The organism is Inquilinus sp. NPDC058860, from assembly GCF_042743185.1.
In the GTDB taxonomy this organism is placed as follows: domain Bacteria; phylum Pseudomonadota; class Alphaproteobacteria; order DSM-16000; family Inquilinaceae; genus Inquilinus.
The window spans coordinates 48,702-69,653 of the sequence record NZ_JBHYMS010000009.1; the positions used below are offsets into that span (position 1 = coordinate 48,702).

Annotated in this window: 18 protein-coding genes; 7 read left to right on the forward strand and 11 right to left on the reverse strand. The window is 69.6% G+C overall.

Features of this window, described 5'->3' with window-relative positions:
• Positions 1-4: 4 nt before the first annotated feature.
• The gene (locus ACFW16_RS08345; protein ID WP_380303732.1) at positions 5-916 is read left to right on the forward strand and encodes a LysR family transcriptional regulator; all 912 of its coding nucleotides are present in this window, start codon (positions 5-7) and stop codon (positions 914-916) included.
• A 7-nt stretch (positions 917-923) separates the two neighbouring features.
• On the opposite strand, the gene ACFW16_RS08350 is transcribed toward ACFW16_RS08345, so the two are convergent.
• From ACFW16_RS08350 to ACFW16_RS08365, 4 genes are all read right to left on the reverse strand, one after another.
• Positions 924-2,735 carry an ABC transporter ATP-binding protein gene (locus ACFW16_RS08350; protein WP_380303734.1) on the reverse strand — a complete coding sequence of 604 codons (1,812 nt, stop codon included), beginning with the start codon at positions 2,733-2,735 and terminating at the stop codon, positions 924-926.
• A 431-nt stretch (positions 2,736-3,166) separates the two neighbouring features.
• A complete protein-coding gene (locus tag ACFW16_RS08355; RefSeq protein ID WP_380303736.1) occupies positions 3,167-3,784 on the reverse strand; it encodes a hypothetical protein in 618 nt (205 codons plus the stop codon).
• Between the two features lie 142 nt (positions 3,785-3,926).
• Positions 3,927-4,172, reverse strand: coding sequence for a hypothetical protein (locus ACFW16_RS08360; protein ID WP_380303738.1), 246 nt, complete (start codon positions 4,170-4,172; stop codon positions 3,927-3,929).
• A gap of 19 nt (positions 4,173-4,191) precedes the next feature.
• Positions 4,192-4,845 (reverse strand): peroxiredoxin, encoded by a 654-nt coding sequence (locus ACFW16_RS08365; protein WP_380303739.1) that lies wholly within the window; start codon positions 4,843-4,845, stop codon positions 4,192-4,194.
• 147 nt (positions 4,846-4,992) lie between these two features.
• Here ACFW16_RS08365 and ACFW16_RS08370 point away from each other — a divergent pair, with 147 nt between their 5' ends.
• A complete protein-coding gene (locus ACFW16_RS08370) occupies positions 4,993-5,562 on the forward strand; it encodes an ankyrin repeat domain-containing protein (protein WP_380303741.1) in 570 nt (189 codons plus the stop codon).
• Between the two features lie 10 nt (positions 5,563-5,572).
• Here ACFW16_RS08370 and ACFW16_RS08375 read toward each other — a convergent pair whose 3' ends face one another.
• The 3 genes from ACFW16_RS08375 to ACFW16_RS08385 form a co-directional block, all read right to left on the reverse strand.
• Positions 5,573-6,193, reverse strand: coding sequence for a YciI family protein (locus tag ACFW16_RS08375; RefSeq protein ID WP_380303743.1), 621 nt, complete (start codon positions 6,191-6,193; stop codon positions 5,573-5,575).
• A gap of 209 nt (positions 6,194-6,402) precedes the next feature.
• Positions 6,403-9,549: an efflux RND transporter permease subunit gene (locus tag ACFW16_RS08380; RefSeq protein WP_380303745.1), complete on the reverse strand. Its 3,147-nt coding sequence runs from the start codon at positions 9,547-9,549 to the stop codon at positions 6,403-6,405.
• Positions 9,546-10,574 carry an efflux RND transporter periplasmic adaptor subunit gene (locus ACFW16_RS08385; RefSeq protein ID WP_380303747.1) on the reverse strand — a complete coding sequence of 343 codons (1,029 nt, stop codon included), beginning with the start codon at positions 10,572-10,574 and terminating at the stop codon, positions 9,546-9,548. The genes ACFW16_RS08380 and ACFW16_RS08385 overlap by 4 nt, the downstream gene beginning before the upstream one ends.
• Positions 10,575-11,155: 581 nt before the next feature.
• Between ACFW16_RS08385 and ACFW16_RS08390 the strand changes: the two genes are divergently transcribed.
• Positions 11,156-11,791, forward strand: a complete 636-nt coding sequence (locus ACFW16_RS08390; RefSeq protein WP_380303749.1) for a TetR family transcriptional regulator — start codon at positions 11,156-11,158, stop codon at positions 11,789-11,791.
• Positions 11,792-11,809: 18 nt separating this feature from the next.
• Here the strand turns inward: ACFW16_RS08390 and ACFW16_RS08395 are convergent, their stop codons facing one another.
• The 4 genes from ACFW16_RS08395 to ACFW16_RS08410 form a co-directional block, all read right to left on the reverse strand.
• The gene (locus tag ACFW16_RS08395) at positions 11,810-12,925 is read right to left on the reverse strand and encodes a glycosyltransferase (protein ID WP_380303751.1); all 1,116 of its coding nucleotides are present in this window, start codon (positions 12,923-12,925) and stop codon (positions 11,810-11,812) included.
• Positions 12,925-14,535 (reverse strand): glycosyltransferase family 39 protein, encoded by a 1,611-nt coding sequence (locus ACFW16_RS08400; protein ID WP_380303753.1) that lies wholly within the window; start codon positions 14,533-14,535, stop codon positions 12,925-12,927. Before ACFW16_RS08400 ends, ACFW16_RS08395 begins: the two co-directional genes overlap by 1 nt.
• A 138-nt stretch (positions 14,536-14,673) precedes the next feature.
• Positions 14,674-15,531, reverse strand: coding sequence for a 4-(cytidine 5'-diphospho)-2-C-methyl-D-erythritol kinase (locus ACFW16_RS08405; protein WP_380303755.1), 858 nt, complete (start codon positions 15,529-15,531; stop codon positions 14,674-14,676).
• Between the two features lie 2 nt (positions 15,532-15,533).
• Entirely contained in the window at positions 15,534-17,240 is a 1,707-nt protein-coding gene (locus ACFW16_RS08410) for a tetratricopeptide repeat protein (RefSeq protein WP_380303757.1), read from the reverse strand.
• Positions 17,241-17,412: 172 nt separating this feature from the next.
• Between ACFW16_RS08410 and fabA the strand changes: the two genes are divergently transcribed.
• Genes fabA through ACFW16_RS08430 form a run of 4 tightly spaced genes read left to right on the forward strand, consistent with a single transcriptional unit; the run spans position 17,413 to position 20,621 of the window.
• Positions 17,413-17,949 (forward strand): 3-hydroxyacyl-[acyl-carrier-protein] dehydratase FabA, encoded by a 537-nt coding sequence (gene fabA, locus ACFW16_RS08415; RefSeq protein ID WP_380303759.1) that lies wholly within the window; start codon positions 17,413-17,415, stop codon positions 17,947-17,949.
• A 19-nt stretch (positions 17,950-17,968) separates the two neighbouring features.
• Complete coding sequence (fabB, locus tag ACFW16_RS08420) at positions 17,969-19,186, forward strand: beta-ketoacyl-ACP synthase I (protein WP_380303761.1); 1,218 nt, start codon at positions 17,969-17,971, stop codon at positions 19,184-19,186.
• Positions 19,183-20,016: an enoyl-ACP reductase FabI gene (gene fabI / locus ACFW16_RS08425; protein ID WP_380303763.1), complete on the forward strand. Its 834-nt coding sequence runs from the start codon at positions 19,183-19,185 to the stop codon at positions 20,014-20,016. The genes fabB and fabI overlap by 4 nt, the downstream gene beginning before the upstream one ends.
• A 29-nt stretch (positions 20,017-20,045) precedes the next feature.
• Positions 20,046-20,621, forward strand: coding sequence for a pyridoxamine 5'-phosphate oxidase family protein (locus tag ACFW16_RS08430; RefSeq protein WP_380303764.1), 576 nt, complete (start codon positions 20,046-20,048; stop codon positions 20,619-20,621).
• The last annotated feature ends 331 nt before the right edge of the window (positions 20,622-20,952 follow it).

Sequence of the window (20,952 nt, forward strand, 5' to 3'; positions counted from 1 at the left end):
GGCCATGGACCGGCTGGATGCGATGCGGCTGTTCCTGCGGGTGGTCGAGCGGCGCAGCTTCTCGCTTGCTGCCCAGGATGCCGGGCTGCCGCGCTCCACCGCCACCGAGGGGGTCAAGCAGCTGGAGGCGCGGCTCGGCGTGCGGCTGTTGGAGCGGACCACCCGGCAGGTCCGCCCGACCCTGGACGGCGAGGCCTATTACCGGCGCTGCCTGTCGATCCTGGCCGATATCGAGGAGGCCGAGGCCGCCTTCACCGGCGCCAAGCCCAAGGGGCTGCTGCGGGTGAACGTGCACGGCATCCTGGCCCGGTCCTTCATGATGCCCGGCCTGCCGCGGTTCCTGGAGCAATATCCCGATATCCAGCTGCAGTTCGGCGAGGGCGACCGCTTCGTCGACCTGGTCCGCGAGGGGGTCGATTGCGTGCTGCGCGTGGGCCAGCCAACCGACAGCTCGTTGATCGGACGGCGGATCGCGGTGCTGGCGGAGGGTACCTTCGCCAGCCCGGCCTATCTGGGCCGGTTCGGTACGCCGCGGACGCCGGACGATCTGGACGGCCACCGCATGGTCGGCTTCCTGTCCTCGGCCACCGGCGGGCTGCTGCCGCTGGAGTTCATGGTCGACGGCGCCCTGCGGCAGGTGATGCTGCCGATGACGGTGTCGGCGACAGGGGCCGAGATCTACTACGCCTCGGGCCGGCAGGGACTGGGGCTGATCCAGCTGCCGCGCTACCGGATGGCCGAGGATCTGGCTGCCGGCACCTTGGTCGAGGTGCTGCCGGACACGCCGCCCTCCCCCTCGCCGGTCTATGTGCTGTACCCCCACAGCCGGCAGCTCTCACCCCGCGTCCGCGTCTTCATCGACTGGCTGGCGGCGGAGTTCGCCGCCCGGCTGCCGCGGTCGGACGGAGGCGGTTAGAGGCGGCTCACGCCGCCTCCTCCTCACCGTCGATCAGCCCCATCGCCTGGTGCTCGAACAGCTCGCGATAATGGCCGCCCTCGCGCTTCACCAGCTCGGCATGGGTGCCCTGCTCGACCACGCACCCACGCTCGAACACCAGGATGCGGTCGACCTTCTGCACGGTCGACAGCCGGTGCGCGACGATGATCGTGGTGCGGCCGACGATCAGCTTCTCCACCGCCGCCTGGATCAGCGATTCCGACACGCTGTCCAGGCTGGACGTCGCCTCGTCCAGGATCAGGACGGGGGCATCGGCCAGGATGGCGCGAGCCAGGGCCACGCGCTGACGCTCGCCGCCCGACAGCTTCACCCCGCGCTCACCGACCAGCGTGTCGTAGCCCTGCGGCAGGCGCGAGATGAAGTCGTGGGCATAGGCCTGCTTCGCCGCGTCGACGATCTGCTCCATGGTCGCGTCGGGCCGGCCATAGGCGATGTTCTCCGCCAGCGTGCGGTGGAACAGCACCGGCTCCTGCGGCACCAGGGCGATCTGCCGGCGCAGGCTCTCCTGCGTCACCCCGGCGATGTCCTGGCCGTCGATGCGGATGGCGCCGCCGTTCAGGTCGTACAGGCGCTGCACCAGCTTGACGAAGGTGCTCTTGCCGCTGCCGGAATGGCCGACCAGGCCGATCCTCTCGCCCGGGGCGATGGTCAGGGTGAAGCCGTCATAGATCGGCTCCCTCTGCCCCTGGTAGCGGAAGGTGACGGCGTCGAAGTCGATCCGGCCGGCCTCGACCTTGATGGCCGGCGCCGCCGGCCGGTCCTCGACCCCGAGCGGCTGGTCCATGAAGTCGACCAGCTCCTCCATGTCGTTGACCGCACGCTGCAGATTGCGGACATGCATGCCGACGCCGCGCAGATAGCCGTGGATCAGGGCGTAGGTGCCGAGGATGTAGGTGATGTCGCCCGGCGTCGCCATGCCGCGGCCCCACAGCCACAGGCCGATGCCCAGCACCATGCCGTTCAGCCCCACCATCAGGAGGTTCTGGGTGGTGCCGGAATTGGTGCCGCGATGCCAGGTGCGGATGGTGCGCTGGCGCCAGATCTCGACCGTGCGGGCGATGAAGCTGTCCTCGCGGCGCTCGGCGCCGAAGGTCTTCACCACCGCGTTGCAGCCGATCGAATCCGCGAGGTTGCCGCCCAGCTTCGAGTCCATCTCGTTGGCCAGCCGCGCCGCCGGGGCGACGTAGCGCAGCACCAGCACCAGGCTGACCAGCAGGAACAGGGCGACGCCGCATGCCACCGCCGCGCCCATCAGCGGCCAGCGCGCCGCCAACAGCGCGGTGGCGCCGAGCAGGACCAGGATCGAGGGCAGCAGCTCGACCAGGATCACGTCGTTCAGCAGGTCCATCGCCCAGGTGCCGCGGTTGATCTTGCGGACCGTGGCGCCGGCGAAGGCATTGGCGTGCCAGTCGGTGGAGAAGCGCTGGACGCGCCAGAACGCCTCCTGGGTCATCGCCTGCATGATCCGGGTGGTCAGCCGGATGATGGCGCGGAACACCGTGTCGCGCAGCGCCACATAGACGATGCCGAGCGCGACGATGGTCAGCAGCGCCTGCAGCGCCGCGTCATAGCCGCCGGGGCCGGAGGCGATGGCATCGACCATGTGGCCGGCGAACACCGGCAGCACGACGTCGATGCCGGTCGAGGCCAGCACGCCGCCGATTCCGACCGCGATCTGCAGCGGATGGCGGCGCCAATGGCCGTAGCTGAAGCGCAGTACGCGCAGCAGAGGGTTCTGGTTGGTGGTCTGGTCTTTGGTGGTCTGGTCTGGCGCCACGGTCGTTCCGACACCGCCGAAGCGGCATCCTCCCGGCTGAACGGTTCAGGCGAGTCGGCGAGGGCAGGGCCCGGCGCCGACGGCGATCTGAGAGTTTCGGGATGGGACGCTTGGGCGGTGCAGGCCCTTGGGCGTCCTCGGCGAGGGTCCGGCGGCCCCCGGGGCCAGACCGGCCGGGAGCGCGGAGGCGGACCTACCTAATGACGGAGGTCCGGGGAGCTGACGATGCGTGGCGATGTCACTGCAACTCCCCTCTGCCGTTGGTGGACGCCGTTCAACCCGCCGCGACGGACGGGAGGTTCTTGATACCAGCGACAGAATGTTTCGGCAAGCCGCGATGGGAAGAATGTCGGGCCGGCGCGGGCCCGAAACGAAAAAGGGCCGCTCGCGCGGCCCTTTCCGGATGGATCGGCAAAAGAGAAAACTGGTGCTTACGGCTTCTTCGGCTTGACGGCCGGAGCCGCCGCCTTGTCGGTCGGCGCCGCCGCGGTCTGGGTCTTCGCCCCGACCTCGTTGTAGCGGGTGTGCAGCATCTCGTAGGTCTTGTTCAGATACTCGTCGAGCTGCTGCGGATTGTACTTCACCACCTCGGCGAACTGGTCCTGACGCGCCAGGCAATAGGCGGTCTGAGTCATCCGCTGCATGCGCTGGGACTCGTCGTTCGCCATCTTGGTGCGATAGGTGTCGAACAGGCGCTGACCGTTGCCCTTGTTGTACTTGGCCAGCAGCCGACCGAGCTTGTCCTGGGTCTCCAGGATGCGGTCGTCGTTGTTGACCACCCACTGGCTGAAGGTCCGGAAGATGATCGGATCCCTGAACTCTTCCTTGCAGCTCAGCCCGGTCACCATCATCTCGGTCTGCAGCTTGACCAGCAGGTCGTAACGCACCTCGGTCGGCGTCAACTGCGCCTTCGCCGGCAGGTTCACCGGCTGGTAGTTGCCGACGTCGGGGAACAGCCCCCCCGTCTGCGGCTTCGGCGGCGCCTCCTGGCAGGCCGCCAGCGCCATGGCGGCCAACGCGGCCGCGGCAAAACCCTTCATCATCCTCATCGGTACCCCCGCAGATCCATCGCCCGCACTCTAGCGCAGAAGCCCCGCCGACAGAATCCGAAATGCTCCGCCCTGCCGGCCGGGCTCATATGGTGCTTCAAGTCAGACCCTTATCCCATTGTGATGCATCAGTAAAGCAGGATCAGTCCTGACTCAGTTCCAAAGCCTCGACGCCGAGTTCGGTCAGCTGCCAGGAGGGGTCGGGAGCGTCGGGGTCGAGGCACGTGATCAGCTTCGCGCGGCCGGTCTCGCGCAGGGTGGCGCGTACCCGCCAGAGCGGCAGGCCGGCAGCCTCGGCCAGCCGCGCCGCGGTGTGCGGGACGGCGAGCAGGGTGAGGCTGCGCTTCGCCACCTCGGTCAGCGTGCCGTCGGGGTTGATGCAGGCCATGGTCTGCGCGGGGCCCGGATCAGCCCTTCACCTCGGTCTTGCAGTACCACCAGTCGGTGTAGTCGTAACCGCCCTTGGCCCGGGCCTCGGCGTCCTCGATCGTGCGCGGCGCCGGCACGATCACCTTGTCGCCGGGACGCCAGTCGGCCGGGGTCGCGACCTTGTGCTTGTCGGTGGTCTGCAGCGCATCGATCAGCCGCAGGATCTCGTCGATGTTCCGGCCGGTCGTCAGCGGGTAGTAGATCATCGCCCGCACCACCCCGGCGGGGTCGATGACGAAGACGCAGCGGCTGGTCTCGGTGCCCGACTGCTCCGGCATGATCATGCCGTAGAGCGTCGCCACCTTGCGATCGCTGTCGGCGATCACCGGGAACGGGATCCTGGTCTCGAACAGCTCCTCGATCCGCTTGGCCCAGGCGAGATGGGCATAGATGCTGTCGATCGACAGGCCCAGCAGCTCGACCCCGCGCTCCTTCAGCGCCGGGGCGATCCGGGCGAAGGCGACGAACTCGGTGGTGCAGACCGGGGTGAAGTCGGCCGGGTGCGAGAACAGCACGACCCAGCTGCCGCGAAAATCCTCGAGCGCCAGGCGCCCGTGCGTGGTCTCGGCTTCGAAGGGCGGCGCCACCTGCCCGAGGCGGGGCAGGCTGGGCAGGGGGGAAGTCTCGGTCATGGCGGGGCTCACTGATGACGGTGGCGGCGGCATCGGCAGAGGATAGTCCAGCTGACCCGGGGGGCCAACCGGCTGGCCCGGACGGCGAGGCGCGGTATAAGCTCGCGGCCGAGCCCGCCGGGCCGGCGGGCCAGCCGGAGGATCGAGATGAGACGAGGCACCTGCGTTGCGGCGGCGGCCGCGGCGCTGCTTCTCACCCTCAGCGGACCGGCCGCGGCCGAGATCGACGTGCTGCGCCGGGCGCCGGAGCTGATCCGTGCGGTCGACGCCAACGATGTCGACCAGGTCCGCACCCTGCTGCTGAGCGGGGCGCCGCCGAATGCGACCGACGCCGACGGCCGCACCGCGCTGGTGATCGCCGCCCGCGACGGCCATGCGGGCCTGGTGCGCGAGCTGCTGCGCTTCGCCGCCCAGCCGGACCAGCCCGATTCACTGGGCAACACGCCGCTGTTCTGGGCGGCGGACATCGGCGATGCCGGCGTCGTCCGGGCTCTCCTGGACGGCAAGGCCAACCCGAACCGCGCCAACCGCCAGGGCATCACCCCGCTGATGGCCGCGGCCCGCGACGGCAATCTGCCGGCGGTGGAGGCGCTGCTGGCGGGCGGCGCCAACCCCCAGCAGCGCGACTTCACCGGCCGCTCCGCCCTGGGCTGGGCGGAGACCAGCCGGTCCCGCGCGGTCGCGACCCGGCTGCGCAAGGCCGGCGTCTCCGACTGAGGCTCGGTCCTCAGAGGACGTGGATGCCGTCGGGCCGGCCGCCGAACCGCCAGCGATGGATCTCGACCCGCTCGTAGATCCCGGCCGTCGCATAGGGGTCGGCAGCGAGCATGGCCTCGGCGGCAGGACGCGACGGCTGCTCGACCATCAGGGCGGTGCCGACCCGGGCCGAACCATCGTCGGACAGCAGCGGCCCGCCCACGATCAGGCGATTCCGCCGGTCATGCTCGGCCATGAAGGCGCGGTGGGCTTCGGCCAGGCTGTCGGCAACCGCGCTTGCGCCCGGCCGGCCATGGGCGATGACGAGGAAACGCGGATTGGCATCCGGATCGCCCTTGAACGCCCACATCCTGCGGCCGAGCGCATTCCGCCAGCGCCTCACCATGATTTCGGCGTAGACGCCGGCCCTGTGGTTCGGCTCCTCATAGGCGAACACCCGCGCCGCTTCGGCATCGGGCAGGTCGACGATGTGGACGCTGCCGGTCGGGGTGTCGCCGTCTTCCGCCAGGGTTGGTCCGCGTGCGACCATGCCCTCGGCATACCTGTCCATGAAGGACCAGTGGGCTTCGACCAGCTGCCGGCGCAACTCGAGGGTGCCCGGCTTGTCCCGGCAGTAGATGAAATACTCCACCTTGCCCCCCTCAAGTCGCCCGCGCCGTCAGCGCAGCACAAGCGCGCCGCAGCCGCAACAGGAGCCGTGCAAGGAGGGACACGGGCGTTTCGGAGGAGCGACGGACGGGGCGCGGGTTGCGGTCCGCGCCCCGTCCGGTTAGGAGTCCCGGTCGTCGAGGGGCAGCAATGACGACCGGGACCGAGGCGGGGCCGTGGGGCGGCCCCGTCTCACGGATGCTCCGCCTGGGGGAAGGCGGGCCCCGCTTCCGTTGCCGGCTTCTTGCGATCGCGCCAGGCGATCAGCCGGTAGAACATCGGGATGAAGAAGGTGGCGATGACGGTGGCGGCGAGCATGCCGCCGATCACGCCGGTGCCGATCGAGTGGCGGCTGGCCGACCCGGCGCCGCTGGCGATGGCGAGCGGCAGGCAGCCCAGGATGAAGGCCAGCGAGGTCATGACGATCGGCCGGAAGCGCAGCTTCGCCGCCTCCAGCGCCGCGTCGAAGGCGCTCATCCCCTCCTCGCGCTTCAGGACCGCGAACTCGACGATCAGGATCGCGTTCTTGGCGGCGAGGCCGATCAGGGTGACCAAGCCGATCTGGAAGTAGACATCGTTCTGCAGCCCGCGCAGCCACACCGCGACCAATGCGCCGAACAGGGCGAAGGGCACGGCCGTCAGCACCGCGATCGGCAGCGTCCAGCGCTCGTACTGCGCCGCCAGGATCAGGAACACCATGACCAGGCCGAACAGGAGCGCCTGGTTGCCGGAACCGCCGGCCGACTGCTCCTGGAAGGCCGAGCCGGTCCAGGCCAGGGCATAGCCCTGGGGCAGGACCTCCTTGGCCAGCTGCTCCATCGCCGCGATCGCCTGGCCGGAGGAGAAGCCGGGGGCCGGGCCGCCCATGATCTTCGCCGCCGGGAAGATGTTGAAACGCTCGACCTGATCGGGGCCGACGATCCGCCGGCTTTTCACCAGCGCGTCGATCGGGATCATGGCGCCGCCGTCGGCGCGGACGAAGACCTGCTTCAGATCCTCCGGCCGCTGGCGGAAATCGCCCTCCGAGGCCAGGCTGACGCGGTAGTTGCGGCCGTACAGGGTGAAGTCGTTGACGTAGAGGCTGCCGAAGGTGGCCTGCATCGCGTCGAAGATCGACGAGATCGGCACGCCCAGCGCCCGCGCCTTCTCGCGGTCGACGTCGAGCTTGTACTGCGGGATGGCGATGTTGAACATCGACCGTACGCCGGCCAGGTCCGGCCGCTTGGCCGCGGCCTCGACCAGCCTCTGTGTCGCCTCGGCCAGGGCCGGATAGCCGGCGCCGGTGCGGTCCTGGACATAGGCCTCGAAGCCGCCGGTCGTGCTCATGCCCATGATCGGCGGCGGGTTGAAGGCCAGCACCATCGCGTCCTTGATGCCGGCGTTCATGCCCATGAACGGCCCCGGCAGGTTGCGCGCGTCCATCGCCGAGTCGGTGCGCTGCGACCAGTCCTTCAGCGGCACGAAGACGACGCCGGCATAGGTCTTCTGCGCCGCCGACAGCAGGTCGAAGCCGGGCACGTCGATGCTCTCGCTGACCGCCGGGTGCTTCAGGATGTTCTGGGTCGCCTCGGACAGCGCCTTCTCGGTCCGCTCCAGCGAGGCGGCGGGCGGCAGGAAGGCGGCGACGATCAGGTAGCCCTGGTCCTCGTCCGGCACCAGCGAGCCCGGGATCTTCTGGAACAGGTAGCCCGCCACCCCGGCGAAACCGGCGAACAGCAGGAGGCCGATGGCGAAGCGCTTGAGGAAGAAGCGCACGCCGGCGGTGTAGGCCGAGGTGATGCCGTCGAACACCCGGTTGAACCAGCGGAACGGCAGGGCGGGCTCGTGGTGGCCGGGCTTCAGGATCAGGGCGCACAGCGCCGGGGTCAGCGTCAGCGCGACGATGCCCGAGATGGTGACCGACACCGCGATGGTGACGGCGAACTGGCGGTACATCTCGCCCGCCAGCCCGCCCATGAAGGCGACCGGCACGAACACGGCGCACAGCACCAGGACGATGGCGATGACCGGGCCCGAGACCTCGTCCATCGCCTTCCGCGCCGCCTCCTTCGGCGGCAGCTTCTCGGTGCGCATGATGCGCTCGACATTCTCGAGCACCACGATCGCGTCGTCGACGACGATGCCGATGGCGAGGATCAGGCCGAACAGCGTCAGCAGGTTGATCGAGAAGCCGAGGATATACATCCCGGCGAAGGTGCCGAGGATCGAGATCGGCACCGCGATCACCGGGATCAGCGTCGCCCGCAGGTTCTGCAGGAAGACGAAGACCACCAGCACGACCAGGACCATCGCCTCGATGAAGGTCTTGATCACCTCGTCGATCGAGACCTGGACGAAACGGGTGGTGTCGTAGGGGATGGCATAGGTGATGCCGTCGGGGAAGGCCTGCTTCAGCTCCTCCATCCGTGCCTTCACGCCTTCCGCCGTCTCCAGCGCGTTGGCGCCGGGCTGCAGATAGATGCCGATCGCGGCGGCCGGCTTGCCGTTGTAGTTGGCGGCGGAGTTGTAGGCCTGGGCGCCGAGCTCGACCCGCGCCACGTCCTTCAGCCGCAGCGTCGCCGCGTTGCTGTCGGACTTCAGGATGATGTTCTCGAAGGCCTCGGCGTTCGGCAGGCGGCCGTCGGTCGTCGCCGAATAGGTGAAGGCGAGGCCGTTCGCGTCCGGCTCCTCGCCGAAGCGGCCGGCGGCGAACTGGGCGTTCTGCTCCTGGATCGCGGCGGAGACGTCGCTGGGCGTCAGGTTGTACTGCGCCAGCTTGTCCGGCCGCAGCCAGATCCGCATCGAATAGTCCTTGCCGGCGCCGAACAGCGAGGCGTCGCCGACGCCGGGCACGCGCTTGAGGTCATCGATGACGTTCAGGAGCGCATAGTTGTTCAGGTAGATCGGGTCGTACTGCCCGCTCTCGTCGTGCAGGATCACCGCCTGCAGGATCGAGCTCGACTTCTTGTCGACGCGGACGCCGGTGCGCTGCACCTCCTGCGGCAGGGTCGGCAGCACGCGCTGGACGCGGTTGTTGACGTTGATCGTCGCCTGATCGGGGTCGGTGCCGATCTTGAAGGTGACGGTCAGCGTCATGGTGCCGTCGCCGGTGTTGGTCGACCGCATGTACAGCATGTTGTCGACGCCGTTGATCTGCTGCTCCAGCGGCGCGGCGACGGTCTGGGCCACGGTCTCGGCGCTGGCGCCGGAATAGCTGGCCGAGACCGTCACCTCGGGCGGCACGATCTCCGGATACTGCGCGATCGGCAGCACCCGCATCGCCACCAGCCCGGCCAGGGTGATGACGATCGAGAGGACGGCCGCGAAGACCGGCCGGTCGATGAAGAAGCGGGAGATCACGGGGTCACCTGCGCGACCTTGGCCTCGGACGGCCGCACCGGGCTGCCGGGCCGGACCTTGATCACGCCTTCGGTGATGATCCGGTCACCGGCCTTGAGGCCGCTCTCGACCAGCCAGCCGCCCTGGACCTCGCGGCCGAGCGTCAGCGGTCGGGCCTCGGCCTTGTTGCCCTCGCCCAGGGCATAGGCGAAGGGACCCTGCGGGCCCTGCATCACCGCCACCTGCGGCACCACGATGCCCTGCTTCAGCGTCAGGCCGCTGACCGTGACCCGCACGAACTGGTTCGGCATCAGCAGGCCCTGGGCGTTCGGCAGCATGGCGCGGGCGCGGATCGTGCCGGTCTGGTCGTCGACGATGCTGTCGGTGAAGTTGATGGCGCCGCCATGGTCATAGGTCCGCCCGTCGCCGAGCTTGACCGACACCGGGAAGCGGCGGTCCTTCGGCCCGTCGGCCTTACCCTCGTCGAGCAGCCGCCGGATCTCGGCGAAATCGGCGTCGCTGAAGGAGAAGCTGACATAGGCCGGGTCGAGCTGAGTGATCCGGGTCAGCAGGCCGTTGGCGCTGATCAGGCTGCCCTCCGGCACCTCCTCGATGCTGGTCATGCCGCCGAGCGGCGCCGTGACCGTCGTGTAGTCGAGATTGAGCTGCGCCGTCTTCAGCTGCGCCTGGGCGGCGGCCACCGCCGCCTCGTCGGTGCGCACCTGGGCCGCGGCGTCGTCGCGGTCCCGCTCCGACCCGGCGCGGGCGGCGAACAGCTTGGCGGCGCGCTCGGCGTTGATCCGGTCGTTGGCGAGCTGGGCCTGGGACTGCTGCAGCTGGGCCTGGGCGCGCGCCACCTCGGCCTGGTAGGTGGCGGGGTCGATGCGGAACAGCTCCTGCCCCTCCGTCACCCGCTCGCCCTCGGTGTAGTCGCGCTTCAAGAGGATGCCGCCGACGCGGGCGCGCGCCTCGATCTCGCGGAAGGCCGAGACCCGGGCGGCATAGGTATAGGTCAACGGCACCGGGCCGGCCGCCACCTCCTGCACCGTCACCTCCGGCGGCGGAGGCGCGGATTGCGTCTGGGCCTGGGCTTCACCGGTGTTTTCGTTGCAAGATGCGAGAATCGGCGCGGCAGCCAGGGTAACGGCCAATGCGACGGCGCGAAGAGAAGACGTCTTGCTCACGGTGACCGCACCTTTGCCTGAGAGTTTTTTGCACTGCACAAATATTCGAGCGACAGTCTGCAGCGCAGGGTTGCTTTACATACATTCCAGAATGTATGTATCAGGGATGCGGAAGATCCCCTCGACGTTTCATCCGGCCCCCACACCGCCATATCGGCGCACCCCCAGAATGCCTGCTCTTGGCCGCCTGGGCAATGGCGGAGGCCGAGCCGACGTATTAAGATTTGTTACCGGGAAAGTCGCGGCAGCCGGTCCCCGGAAAGACGGAATCGTGTCGGGGAGCACCCCGAATCCCGGATGGCTGAGCTCACGACAACCCCTTCCCGCTGTCGGATTCTTTTGCACCGCACACATCCCGGGGCCTCCGGGACATCATGCAGGGATGGACTTATATACATACTTGGACGTATGTAAAGAGCAAAAAGGGGGAGAGGAATAGGGACATGGCACGCCGCACCAAGGCCGAGGCGGAAGAGACCCGGCAGAAGATTCTGGACGCAGCGGAGCGGCTTTTTTTCGTCGACGGGGTGTCGCGCACCTCGCTGGAGCTGATCGCCAACGCCGCCGGGGTGACCCGCGGTGCCATCTACTGGCACTTCAAGAACAAGGTCGAGCTGTTCGAGGCGCTGCACGAGCGGGTGAAGCTGCCGGCGGAGGACATCGTCGAGCGGGCGATGGCCGATGGCCATCCCGACCCGTTGGGGCTGATCGAGCAGGCGATGGTCGAGAGCTTCGTCGCTCTGACCGAGGACGAGCAGCGCCAGCGCGTCTTCACCATCCTGACCTGCCGCTGCGAATATGTCGGCGAGATGCTGGCGGCGCTGGCCCGCCAGCGCGAAGCGCATGACCACATGCGCGCGACCATGAGCCGGGCCTTCGGGATGGCACGGGAATCCGGCCGGCTGAGCCCGGCTTGGCCGCCCGAGGTGGCGGCCAGCACCCTGACCTGCCTGATGGTCGGGCTGATGGTCGACTGGATCCGCTTCGGCCGCCGCTTCGACCTGGTCGAGACCGGCACCCGCAGCGTCGGCGAGCTGTTCCGGTCGTTCCGGCGCGAGACCGAGCCGGCGATGTGCTGAACGAAACCCAGGCGGCCGCTATTCCCCGGCCGCCTGGGTGCGCGGGCGGTGGCGCTTGCTCCAGGTGAAGGTCGAGGTGACGCCGAAGTTCCAGACCGAGGACAGGGCGGCGCCGAGGAAGCTGGCCAGGGCCCAGGGCACCTGCTGCTCGAACAGGAACTCCGCCACCTGCAGGTTGATCACGGCGCCGATGGCGCAGGCGGCGTAGAAGGACAGGAGACCGCGCAGGAAGTCGCGGCCGCGCAGCTGCTTGTCGCGGTAGGTGATGCGGTTGTTGAGGGCGAAGTTCGAGGTCATCGCCCCGACCGTCGCCACCGCCTGGGCCCAGTAGAAGTCCCAGGCGAAGGCGTGCAGGAACAGCCCGACCAGGGCCAGCTGCACCGCCACGCCGGACAGCCCGACCATGACGAACAGGATGAAACGCGCCGGGACCGTGCCGCCCAGCAGCTTGTCGAAGATCAGCATCAGGAATTCCAGGCTCACGGCGAAGTCCAGCTTGCTTTCGCCGCTGAGCCGGCTGCGGAAGACGAAGGGCAGCTCGGCGAAGCGCAGCGGGCGCCCGGCCGAGGCGAAGATGTCGAGCAGGATCTTGAAGCCCTGCCCGTTCAGCCGGTCCGCGACCTCCTCGATCAGCGGCCGGCGCAGCATGAAGAAGCCGCTGAGCGGGTCGGTCAGCTCACGCGGCACCACCATGCGGGCGAGGCGGATGCCGAGGCCGGACAGGCGCTCGCGCTTCTCGGAGAAGGTGCCGAGATCGCTGCCCGGCAGGAAGCGGCTGGCGACGACGATGTCGAGCGTGTCGGCCTTCAGCCGCGCCAGCATCTTCGGCAGTAGCGTCTCGTCATGCTGCAGGTCGGCGTCCATCACCGCGAGATAGGGCGCGCCGGTCGCCATCATGCCCTCGACCGTGGCCGAGGACAGGCCGCGCCGGCCGATCCGCTTCAGGCAGCGCACATTGTCCCGGGTCTCGGCGATCTTGTAGACCGCCTCGGCGGTGCCGTCGGTCGAATCGTCGTCGACGAAGATCACCTCCCAGGCGACGCCGGCCAGGGCCTGGTCGAGCAGCTCGACCAGCCGCCCGACATTGCCGACCTCGTTCAGCGTCGGGACGATGATCGCAAGTTCGTAGCGCATCACTTCGCGGTTTCCCACGGTGCGTTCGGCGGCAGCGGCAGCGGCCAGGGCGCCTTGAAGCCGCGCGCGGTGTAGACGTGCAGGGTCAGCTCGGCCCGGCCGCCGCGATGGACGATGATGTCCGGCTGCGGCTCGACCGAGGCGAAATAGGGCCGCCAGCGCTCGTCGAAATCCTTCAGGAACTCGTCCTGGCCGATGATCACCGCGTCATGGCCGGCGAAATCCATCTGGTTCCAGCCGAAGGCCAGGTTGCGCGGGTCGCGGCACAGGCACAGCACCGGCAGCCTGTCGCCGAGCTGGACGTCGATCTTGCCGGCCTGGTGCCACTGGGTGCCGACCACGAACAGGCCGGGCCGGTCGAACCAGCCGCGCTCCTGCGCCGCGGCTTGCAGATCGGTCCAGTCCAGCCCCTCCAGCGTCGGGTCCCAGATCTCGGTCGGGCCCAGCCCGGGCAGCGCCCGCGCCCAGCCGGTGGCGGCATGACTGCCGAGGCTGACCAGCACGGCGACGGTGGCGATGCCCGAGGCCTTGAGCCAGATCCGGGCGGCCCGGCTGCCGGCGTCGAGCCACCGCGCCGTGGCGGCGCCGAGCAGCGGGAACAGCAGCAGGTAGCCCGGCGCCTGCCAGTGGAAATGAGCGCCGACCTTGGCCCAGGAGGCGACCGCGGTGAACAGCAGGATCGGGATGATGGCGAGGCTGACCAGGAACCAGCCGCGCAGATCCTTCGGACCGCGGAACAGGCCGGCGACGAAGACCCAGATCATCGGCAGCCAGATCCAGGGCAGGAGCCAGATCGCCTGGCCGCCGATGTTCTGGCCCAGCCAGTCGAGCCGGATCCGACCGCCGGAGCTGCGGCCGCTCTGGAACAGGAAAGAGACCCACTGGTTCTCGGCGTTCCAGATCAGCACCGGCGAGAAGATGGCGAAGGCGACCACCACCGCGATCCAGGGCGCCGGATGGGCCAGCCAGCGCCGCCGGCCCGGCGTGGTCAGCAGGAACAGCAGCAGCCCGGCCATGATCAGCACGGCGTGGTATTTCGACAGCAGCGCCAGGCCGAAGCAGACCCCGGCGGCGAGCCACCAGCCCCAGGCGGCGCGGGGCGATACCGTCTCCGGCTCCGGCACCACCACCCGGGCGACGCACCAGGCCGCGGCCAGCAGGAACAGGAACAGCGGCCCGTCCGGCTGCACCCAGCTGCCGACGCTGAGGAAGAACACGGCCGAGAGGTTCAAGAGCAGCGCCGCCCAGACCCCAGCCCAGGCGCCGAACAGATAGGCGCCCAGCCGGTACATCAGCCAGGTCGAGACGCCGAACATCAGCACATAGGGCAGGCGCAGCCACAGCTCGGCGTCGCCGAGCCCGATCATGGCGTGGGTGAGCCACAGGAACAGCGGCGGCTGGTCGAAGTAGCTGAGCGCCCAGAAGCGGGCGGTGGCGACGTAGTAGGATTCGCCGTTGCCGTAGCCGAGCGCCCAGGACAGGGCGAGCCGCAGCAGCCCGCCCAGCAGGATCAGCCAGAACATCGCCCCCTGGGGGGTGCCGAGCCGCAGCCAGCCGGCGGATCCCGTGGATCCGGGCCGGGCGGGCGCGGCGGAAAGAGCGTCGGTCATCCGCATTCCCGGCAGCCGCCGCCAATGGCGGGCTGCGTCCTATCGATCTCGCGGATCGGTCGATCCCGCGCGACCGCGCTTCATACCAGCACGGGCCCCGCCCGGCCAGCGCCGATCATTCCGGCCGCCTGCGACCGGTTACAGCAGCGCCGCGGCCGCCGACCACCAGCCGCGGCCGGCCAATACCGTCTCGGCGGCCTTCGCTGCGGCGGGGCTGTCGAACAGGCCGAAGCAGGTGGCGCCGCTGCCCGACATCCGGGCCAGGCGGCAGCCCGGCTGCGCCGCCAGCGCCGCCAGCACCTCGCCGATCACGGGCGCCAAGGACATGGCCGGCGCCGCCAGGTCGTTGCCGCGCCCGGCCAGCAGCGCGCAGAGCCGATCCAGATTCGGCCGTGTCTCGGCGAAGCGGGCCTCGGCCGAGAAGCCGCCGCGCCGGGCCCGGAACACGTCGGGCGTCGACAGCGGCACGCCGGGATTGACCAAGAGGATCGGCACGCTGGCCAGGTCCGGCCCCGGCTCCAGCCGCTCGCCGACGCCGCCGAGCCAGGCGGTGCGGCCGGCGAGGCAGACCGGGACGTCGGCGCCGAGCCCGGCCGCGACCTCGAGCAGGCGCGAGTCACCCGGCGCGAGGTCCCAGAGCACGGCGAGGCCGCGCAGCACCGCCGCGGCGTCGGCCGAGCCGCCGCCGATCCCGGCCGCCACCGGCAGCCGCTTGTCCAGGGTGACGGCGATGCCGTCCGGCCGCCCGGCCGCGGCCGCCAGGCGCCGCACCGCGCGCAGCGCCAGATTGTCGTCGCCCGGCGGGATGGCGCCGGCGAAGGGACCGGTGACGGCCAGGCGCGGCGCTTCCGCCGGCTCCAGCGTCAGCCGGTCGCCGACATCGGCGAACACCACCAGGCTGTCGAGCAGGTGGTAGCCGTCCGCGCGCTTGCCGACGACATGGAGGTAGAGATTGACCTTGGCCGGCGCGATGCCGGACCAGACGTCCCGCGCCACGATCAGTTCGACTTGACCGGGGCCGAGGCTTCCTGGGCGGGCAGGCCGTTGGCCAGCTTGGCCTCGATCTTGTCCTTCGGCGGGTCGCCCTCGGTGGTGCGCAGCGCCGCCTCCCACTGGTAGCGCGCCTCCAGCTTGCGGCCGACCCGCCAATAGGCGTCGCCGAGATGGTCGTTGATGGTCGGGTCCTCGGGCTTCAGCGAGATCGCCTTCTCCAGCGTCTCCACCGCCTTGTCCATCTGGTTGGTGCGGTAATAGACCCAGCCCAGGCTGTCGATGATGTAGCCGTCGTTCGGCGACAGGTCGACGGCCTTGCGGATCAGATCCTCCGCCTCCTTCAGGGCCTTGCCGCGGTCGAGCAGCGAATAGCCGAGATAGTTCAAGAGGTTGGCGTGCTCCGGGTTCAGCCCGATGGCACGGCGCAGATCCTGCTCCGCCCGGTCGAAGCGGCCGGCGCGCTCGAGCGCGATGCCGCGGCGGTAGAGGAAGGTCCAGTCCACCTCCTCCAGCCGCTTCTGCCGGCGCGCCGCGTCGTCATAGGCGACAACGGCGGAGGCGAAGTCCTGCTTCGCACGGTACAGGTCGGCGAGGCGGAGATAGCCGGCCGGGCTGTCCGGCCGTTCCGACACCAGGTCGGAGGCGAGCGCGATGCCCTGGTCGAACTCCTCCAGCCCCTCATAGGCCAGGGTCTCGCGCAGCCGCGCCATCCAGCCGGCCGGGGTGCCGTCCGGCAGCGAGTCATAGGCGGCGATCGCGTTCCGGTACTGGTCTTGCCCGGCCAGGATGTCGCCCAGCAGCATCTGCGCCACCGGGAAGTCGGGCCGCAGATACAGCGCCAGACGGGTGTAGATCAGCGCTGTGTCGCCGCCTTCGGCGTCGCGGTCCTGGCTGACGGCGCTGGCGATGTAGAACAGGGCCTCGGCCAGCCCCTCGGCCGGGCTGCCGATGATCGGCTGCGGCCGGTCGCCCTTGTCCAGGCGCTGGATCGCCGGCTCGAGCAGCAGGTTGTCGCCGTTCTGGTCGGCGAAGGCGCTGTAGAGCTGGCGCGCCTTGTCGCGCTGGCCCTGGCGTTGATAGACGCCGGCCAGGCCTTCGACCAGCCGCACCGTGCCGCCCATCTCGCCCAGCGCCTCATAGGCCGCCCGGGCGCCATCGAGGTCGCCGAGAGTGTCGAGCAGCAGCGCCTTCTGGATCGAGGCCAGCGCGTCCGGCCGCGGCTGCTTCAGGAGCGGGTCGAGGCTGGACAGCGCCGCCTTGCCGTCGCCGGCGCCGACCCGGAGCCAGGCGGCGATGATCGGGGTGACCGACCGGGCGGTGCCCGCCGTCTCCATCGCCTTGAGCCGCGCCAGGGCGTCGCGCCACTTGCCGGCCTTGGCGTCGTGCAGGATCAGGGTGATGCGGACCAGCTGGTCGGCGGTGTCCGCCGTGTCCAGGCGCTGGGCCAGCTTGGCGGCGCCTTCGACATCGCCGCCGGCCAGGGTCAGGGTGAAGCTGCGCCGCAGCAGCGCCAGGTTGTCCGGGTCGGTCGCCAGCACCTGGCTGAAGAACCGGCCGGCGGAGGAGAGGTCGCGCGCGGCCAGCGCATGGGCGCCGGCGAGATAGGCGCCCGAGACGGTGCGCGGATCGGTGGCGGCCTCGGCGGCCGGCGGCCGCAGCACCGCCGTCGCCGCGACGCAGGAGGCCAGAAGGGTCGTCCGCCAGACGGTCATGCGCGGGTCCAGTTTGCCGTGATCCCCCGAAGCTAGGGTGCCGGGCGGCCGCAGGCAATGCCCGTTCGCCGCGACCATAGCCCGCATCTACGTCGAAGAGCCGTCGCCACGGCCCGACTCGCGGCTTGTGCCCACCCGAAAAAACGCTACAGTCGCGCGCGTCGGTGAGACCATGGAAGGCGCCAACGCGGCCGTGACCGGTAAATCGAGCTACACCTACGAAGACCTGCTGTCCTGCGCGCATGGCGAGCTGTTCGGCCCTGGCAATGCCAAGCTGCCGCTGCCGCCCATGCTGATGATGGACCGGATCACCACCATCAACGACGACGGCGGCGCCCATGGCAAGGGCGAGGCCGTGGCCGAGTTCGACATCCGCCCGGACCTGTGGTTCTTCGCCTGTCATTTCGAGAACGACCCGGTGATGCCGGGCTGCCTCGGCCTCGACGCGCTGTGGCAGCTGCTCGGCTTCTATCTCGGCTGGACCGGCGCACCGGGCAAAGGCCGGGCGCTGTCGACCGGCGAGGTGAAGTTCACCGGCCAGGTGCTGCCCGACGCCAAGCTCGTCACCTACCGCCTGGACCTGAAGCGGGTGATCAACCGCAAGCTGGTGCTGGGCATCGCCGACGGCAACGTCGCCGTCGACGGCAAGATCATCTTCGAGGCCAAGGATCTGAGGGTCGGCCTGTTCACGTCGACCGAAGCGTTCTGACGAACCGCGGAGAACCACCATGCGTCGCGTCGTCGTCACCGGGCTCGGCATCGTCTCGAGCATCGGCAACAACCAGGACGAGGTCACCGCCAGCCTGCGCGAGGGCCGTTCGGGCATCGTCGCGGCCCCAGAGTACAAGGAGCTGGGCTTCCGCTGCCACGTCCACGGCACGGTGAAGCTGGACCCGGCCGACCATGTCGACCGGCGCATCCTGCGCTTCATGGGACCGGGCGCCGCCTACAACCACATCGCCATGGCCCAGGCCATCGCCGATGCCGGGCTGGAGGAGAGCGACGTCTCGAACGAGCGCACCGGGCTGATCATGGGGTCCGGCGGGCCGTCGACCTCGAACCAGGTCGACGCCGCGGACATCACCCGCGACAAGGGGCCGAAGCGCATCGGCCCCTACATGGTGCCGCGCTGCATGTCGTCGACCAATTCGGCGACGCTGGCGACGCCCTTCAAGATCAAGGGCGTCAACTACTCGATCTCCTCCGCCTGCTCGACCTCGGCGCATTGCATCGGCAACGGCGCCGAGCTGATCCAGTGGGGCAAGCAGGACATCGTCTTCGCCGGCGGCGGCGAGGAGCTGCACTGGACCCTGTCGGTGCTGTTCGACAGCATGGGCGCCTTCTCCTCGCGCTTCAACGACACGCCGGAGCGCGCCAGCCGCGCCTATGACCGCGACCGCGACGGCTTCGTCATCGCCGGCGGCGGCGGCACCGTGGTGCTGGAGGAGCTGGAGCACGCCAAGGCGCGCGGCGCCAGGATCTATGGCGAGCTGGTCGGCTACGGCGCCACTTCGGACGGCTACGACATGGTCGCGCCGTCGGGCGAGGGCGCGGTGCGCTGCATGCGCCAGGCGCTGGCCACGGTCGACGGGCCGGTCGACTACATCAACGCCCACGGCACCTCGACCCCGGTCGGCGACGTCACCGAGCTGGGCGCGATCCGCGAGGTGTTCGGCGACCGCGCCCCCAGGATCAACTCGACCAAGTCGCTGTCCGGCCATTCGCTGGGCGCGGCCGGGGTGCACGAGGCGATCTATTCCCTGCTGATGCTGAAGCACGATTTCATCGCCGCCAGCGCCAACATCGAGAACCTCGACCCCGCGGCCGAGGGCTTCCCGATCGTGCGCGAGCGGATCGACAACGCCGGGCTGAACTGCGTGCTCTCCAACAGCTTCGGCTTCGGCGGCACCAACGCGACGCTCGTCTTCAAGCGGTACGCTGCATGACCTCCTCTACGACCGAACGCCGCGGCACCGGCCTGATGGCCGGCAAGCGCGGCCTGATCATGGGCGTCGCCAACAACCACTCGATCGCCTGGGGCATCGCCTCGGTGCTGGCGCGCGAGGGGGCGGAGCTGGCCTTCACCTACCAGGGCGACGCCTTCCGCAAGCGGGTCGAGCCGCTGATCCAGTCGATCGGCGCCAGCTTCCTGGCCCCCTGCGACGTCGAGGACGAGGACACGATCAGCGCGCTGTTCGAGCGGCTGGCCGCGGAATGGGGGTCGATCGACTTCCTGGTCCACGCCATCGCCTATTCCGACAAGGAAGAGCTGAAAGGCCGCTACCTCGACACCACGGCCGACAACTTCAGCCGCACCATGCGGATCAGCTGCTACAGCTTCACCGCGCTGGCCAAGCAGGCGGCGGCGATCATGCCGAACGGCGGCAGCCTGCTGACGCTGACCTATCTCGGCGCCGAACGGGTGATGCCGAACTACAACGTCATGGGCGTGGCCAAGGCGGCGCTGGAGGCCAGCGTGCGCTACCTGGCGGCGGATCTGGGCCCGCAGGGGGTCCGGGTCAACGCGATCTCGGCCGGCCCGATGCGCACCCTGGCCGGCAGCGCCATCGGCGATGCGCGCTACGTGTTCCGCTTCAACCAGCAGAACAGCCCGCTGCGCAAGAACGTCACCCTGGACGAGGTCGGCGGCGCCGCCCTCTACCTGCTGGGGCCGCTGTCGACCGGCGTCACCGGCGAGGTGCACCATGTCGACGCCGGCTACCACGCCATCGGCATGCCGGCGGCGCCGCGCAACAGCGAGGCCGGCGAGGTGTAGTCGCCCACCCGCTCGCGGGAGGAGGAGCCATGGCCAAGCAGTTCCCGGAGATCTCGCCGGCCCTGCGGGAGTTCATCCTGCGCCAGCGGGTGTTCTTCACCGCCTCCGCCGCCGCCGCCGGGCGGGTCAACGTCTCGCCCCGCGGCACCGCCATGCTGCGGGTGCTGGGGCCGAACGCGGTGGTCTATCTCGACCTGACCGGCAGCGGCAACGAGACCGCGGCGCATCTGCGCGCCGCCGGCCGGCTGACCCTGATGTTCTGCGCTTTCGAGGGCGCGCCGATGATCCTGCGGCTGTACGGCGCCGGCCGGGTGCTGCGCCGCGGCGGCCCCGACTATGCCCGCCTGCTGGCGGCGGAATATGGCGGCGCGGAGCCGGTCGGCGCCCGGCAGATGATCTGGCTCGACATCGATCTGGTCCAGACCTCCTGCGGCTTCGGCGTGCCGCTGTTCGACCATGCCGGCGAACGGCCGACCCTGGCACGCTGGGCCGAGGCGAAGGAGAAGCAGGAGGGGCTGGAGGCCTATCGCCGGCAGAAGAACACCCGCAGCATCGACGGGCTGCCGACCGGCCTGTTCGAGGACGACCCGGTCCCGGCCGGGTGACGCCTGATTCAGCCATAGGCGCGCGGACGCGCGCAGGACCCCTCCGCCCTCCGGCGAAGGAGGGGAAGGCTGCGCAACGAGGTTTCGTAGGTTGGGTTCGCGGCACGCGAACCCAACAGGATCGGGGGCCGCGGTAGCGGCGGGATGTTGGGTTCGCCAACGCGAACCCAACCTACGCTGTTACCCTGTGTCCGGGGCCTCCGACATCGGATCGGTCTGCGCCGTGTCCATGGAACATATCATAAACATTATCGCCAGTTAATGCAACTGCACATCGAGTTCGCTGGCTCCGATGCCGGCTCGAGGCTTGTTCGCGAAGGGTGAGAAAAAG

Bases quoted from the DNA above. Each gene is read 5' to 3' on its own strand.
- ACFW16_RS08345 (WP_380303732.1), top strand. From the start codon at position 5: ATGGACCGGCTGGATGCGATGCGGCTGTTCCTGCGGGTGGTCGAGCGG.
- ACFW16_RS08355 (WP_380303736.1), bottom strand. From the start codon at position 3,784: ATGAGGATGATGAAGGGTTTTGCCGCGGCCGCGTTGGCCGCCATGGCG.
- ACFW16_RS08360 (WP_380303738.1), bottom strand. From the start codon at position 4,172: ATGGCCTGCATCAACCCCGACGGCACGCTGACCGAGGTGGCGAAGCGC.
- ACFW16_RS08395 (WP_380303751.1), bottom strand. From the start codon at position 12,925: ATGCGCTACGAACTTGCGATCATCGTCCCGACGCTGAACGAGGTCGGC.
- ACFW16_RS08430 (WP_380303764.1), top strand. From the start codon at position 20,046: ATGGCCAAGCAGTTCCCGGAGATCTCGCCGGCCCTGCGGGAGTTCATC.
- ACFW16_RS08365 (WP_380303739.1), bottom strand. From the start codon at position 4,845: ATGACCGAGACTTCCCCCCTGCCCAGCCTGCCCCGCCTCGGGCAGGTG.
- ACFW16_RS08390 (WP_380303749.1), top strand. From the start codon at position 11,156: ATGGCACGCCGCACCAAGGCCGAGGCGGAAGAGACCCGGCAGAAGATT.
- fabI (WP_380303763.1), top strand. From the start codon at position 19,183: ATGACCTCCTCTACGACCGAACGCCGCGGCACCGGCCTGATGGCCGGC.
- ACFW16_RS08370 (WP_380303741.1), top strand. From the start codon at position 4,993: ATGAGACGAGGCACCTGCGTTGCGGCGGCGGCCGCGGCGCTGCTTCTC.
- fabA (WP_380303759.1), top strand. From the start codon at position 17,413: ATGGAAGGCGCCAACGCGGCCGTGACCGGTAAATCGAGCTACACCTAC.
- ACFW16_RS08410 (WP_380303757.1), bottom strand. From the start codon at position 17,240: ATGACCGTCTGGCGGACGACCCTTCTGGCCTCCTGCGTCGCGGCGACG.
- ACFW16_RS08400 (WP_380303753.1), bottom strand. From the start codon at position 14,535: ATGACCGACGCTCTTTCCGCCGCGCCCGCCCGGCCCGGATCCACGGGA.
- fabB (WP_380303761.1), top strand. From the start codon at position 17,969: ATGCGTCGCGTCGTCGTCACCGGGCTCGGCATCGTCTCGAGCATCGGC.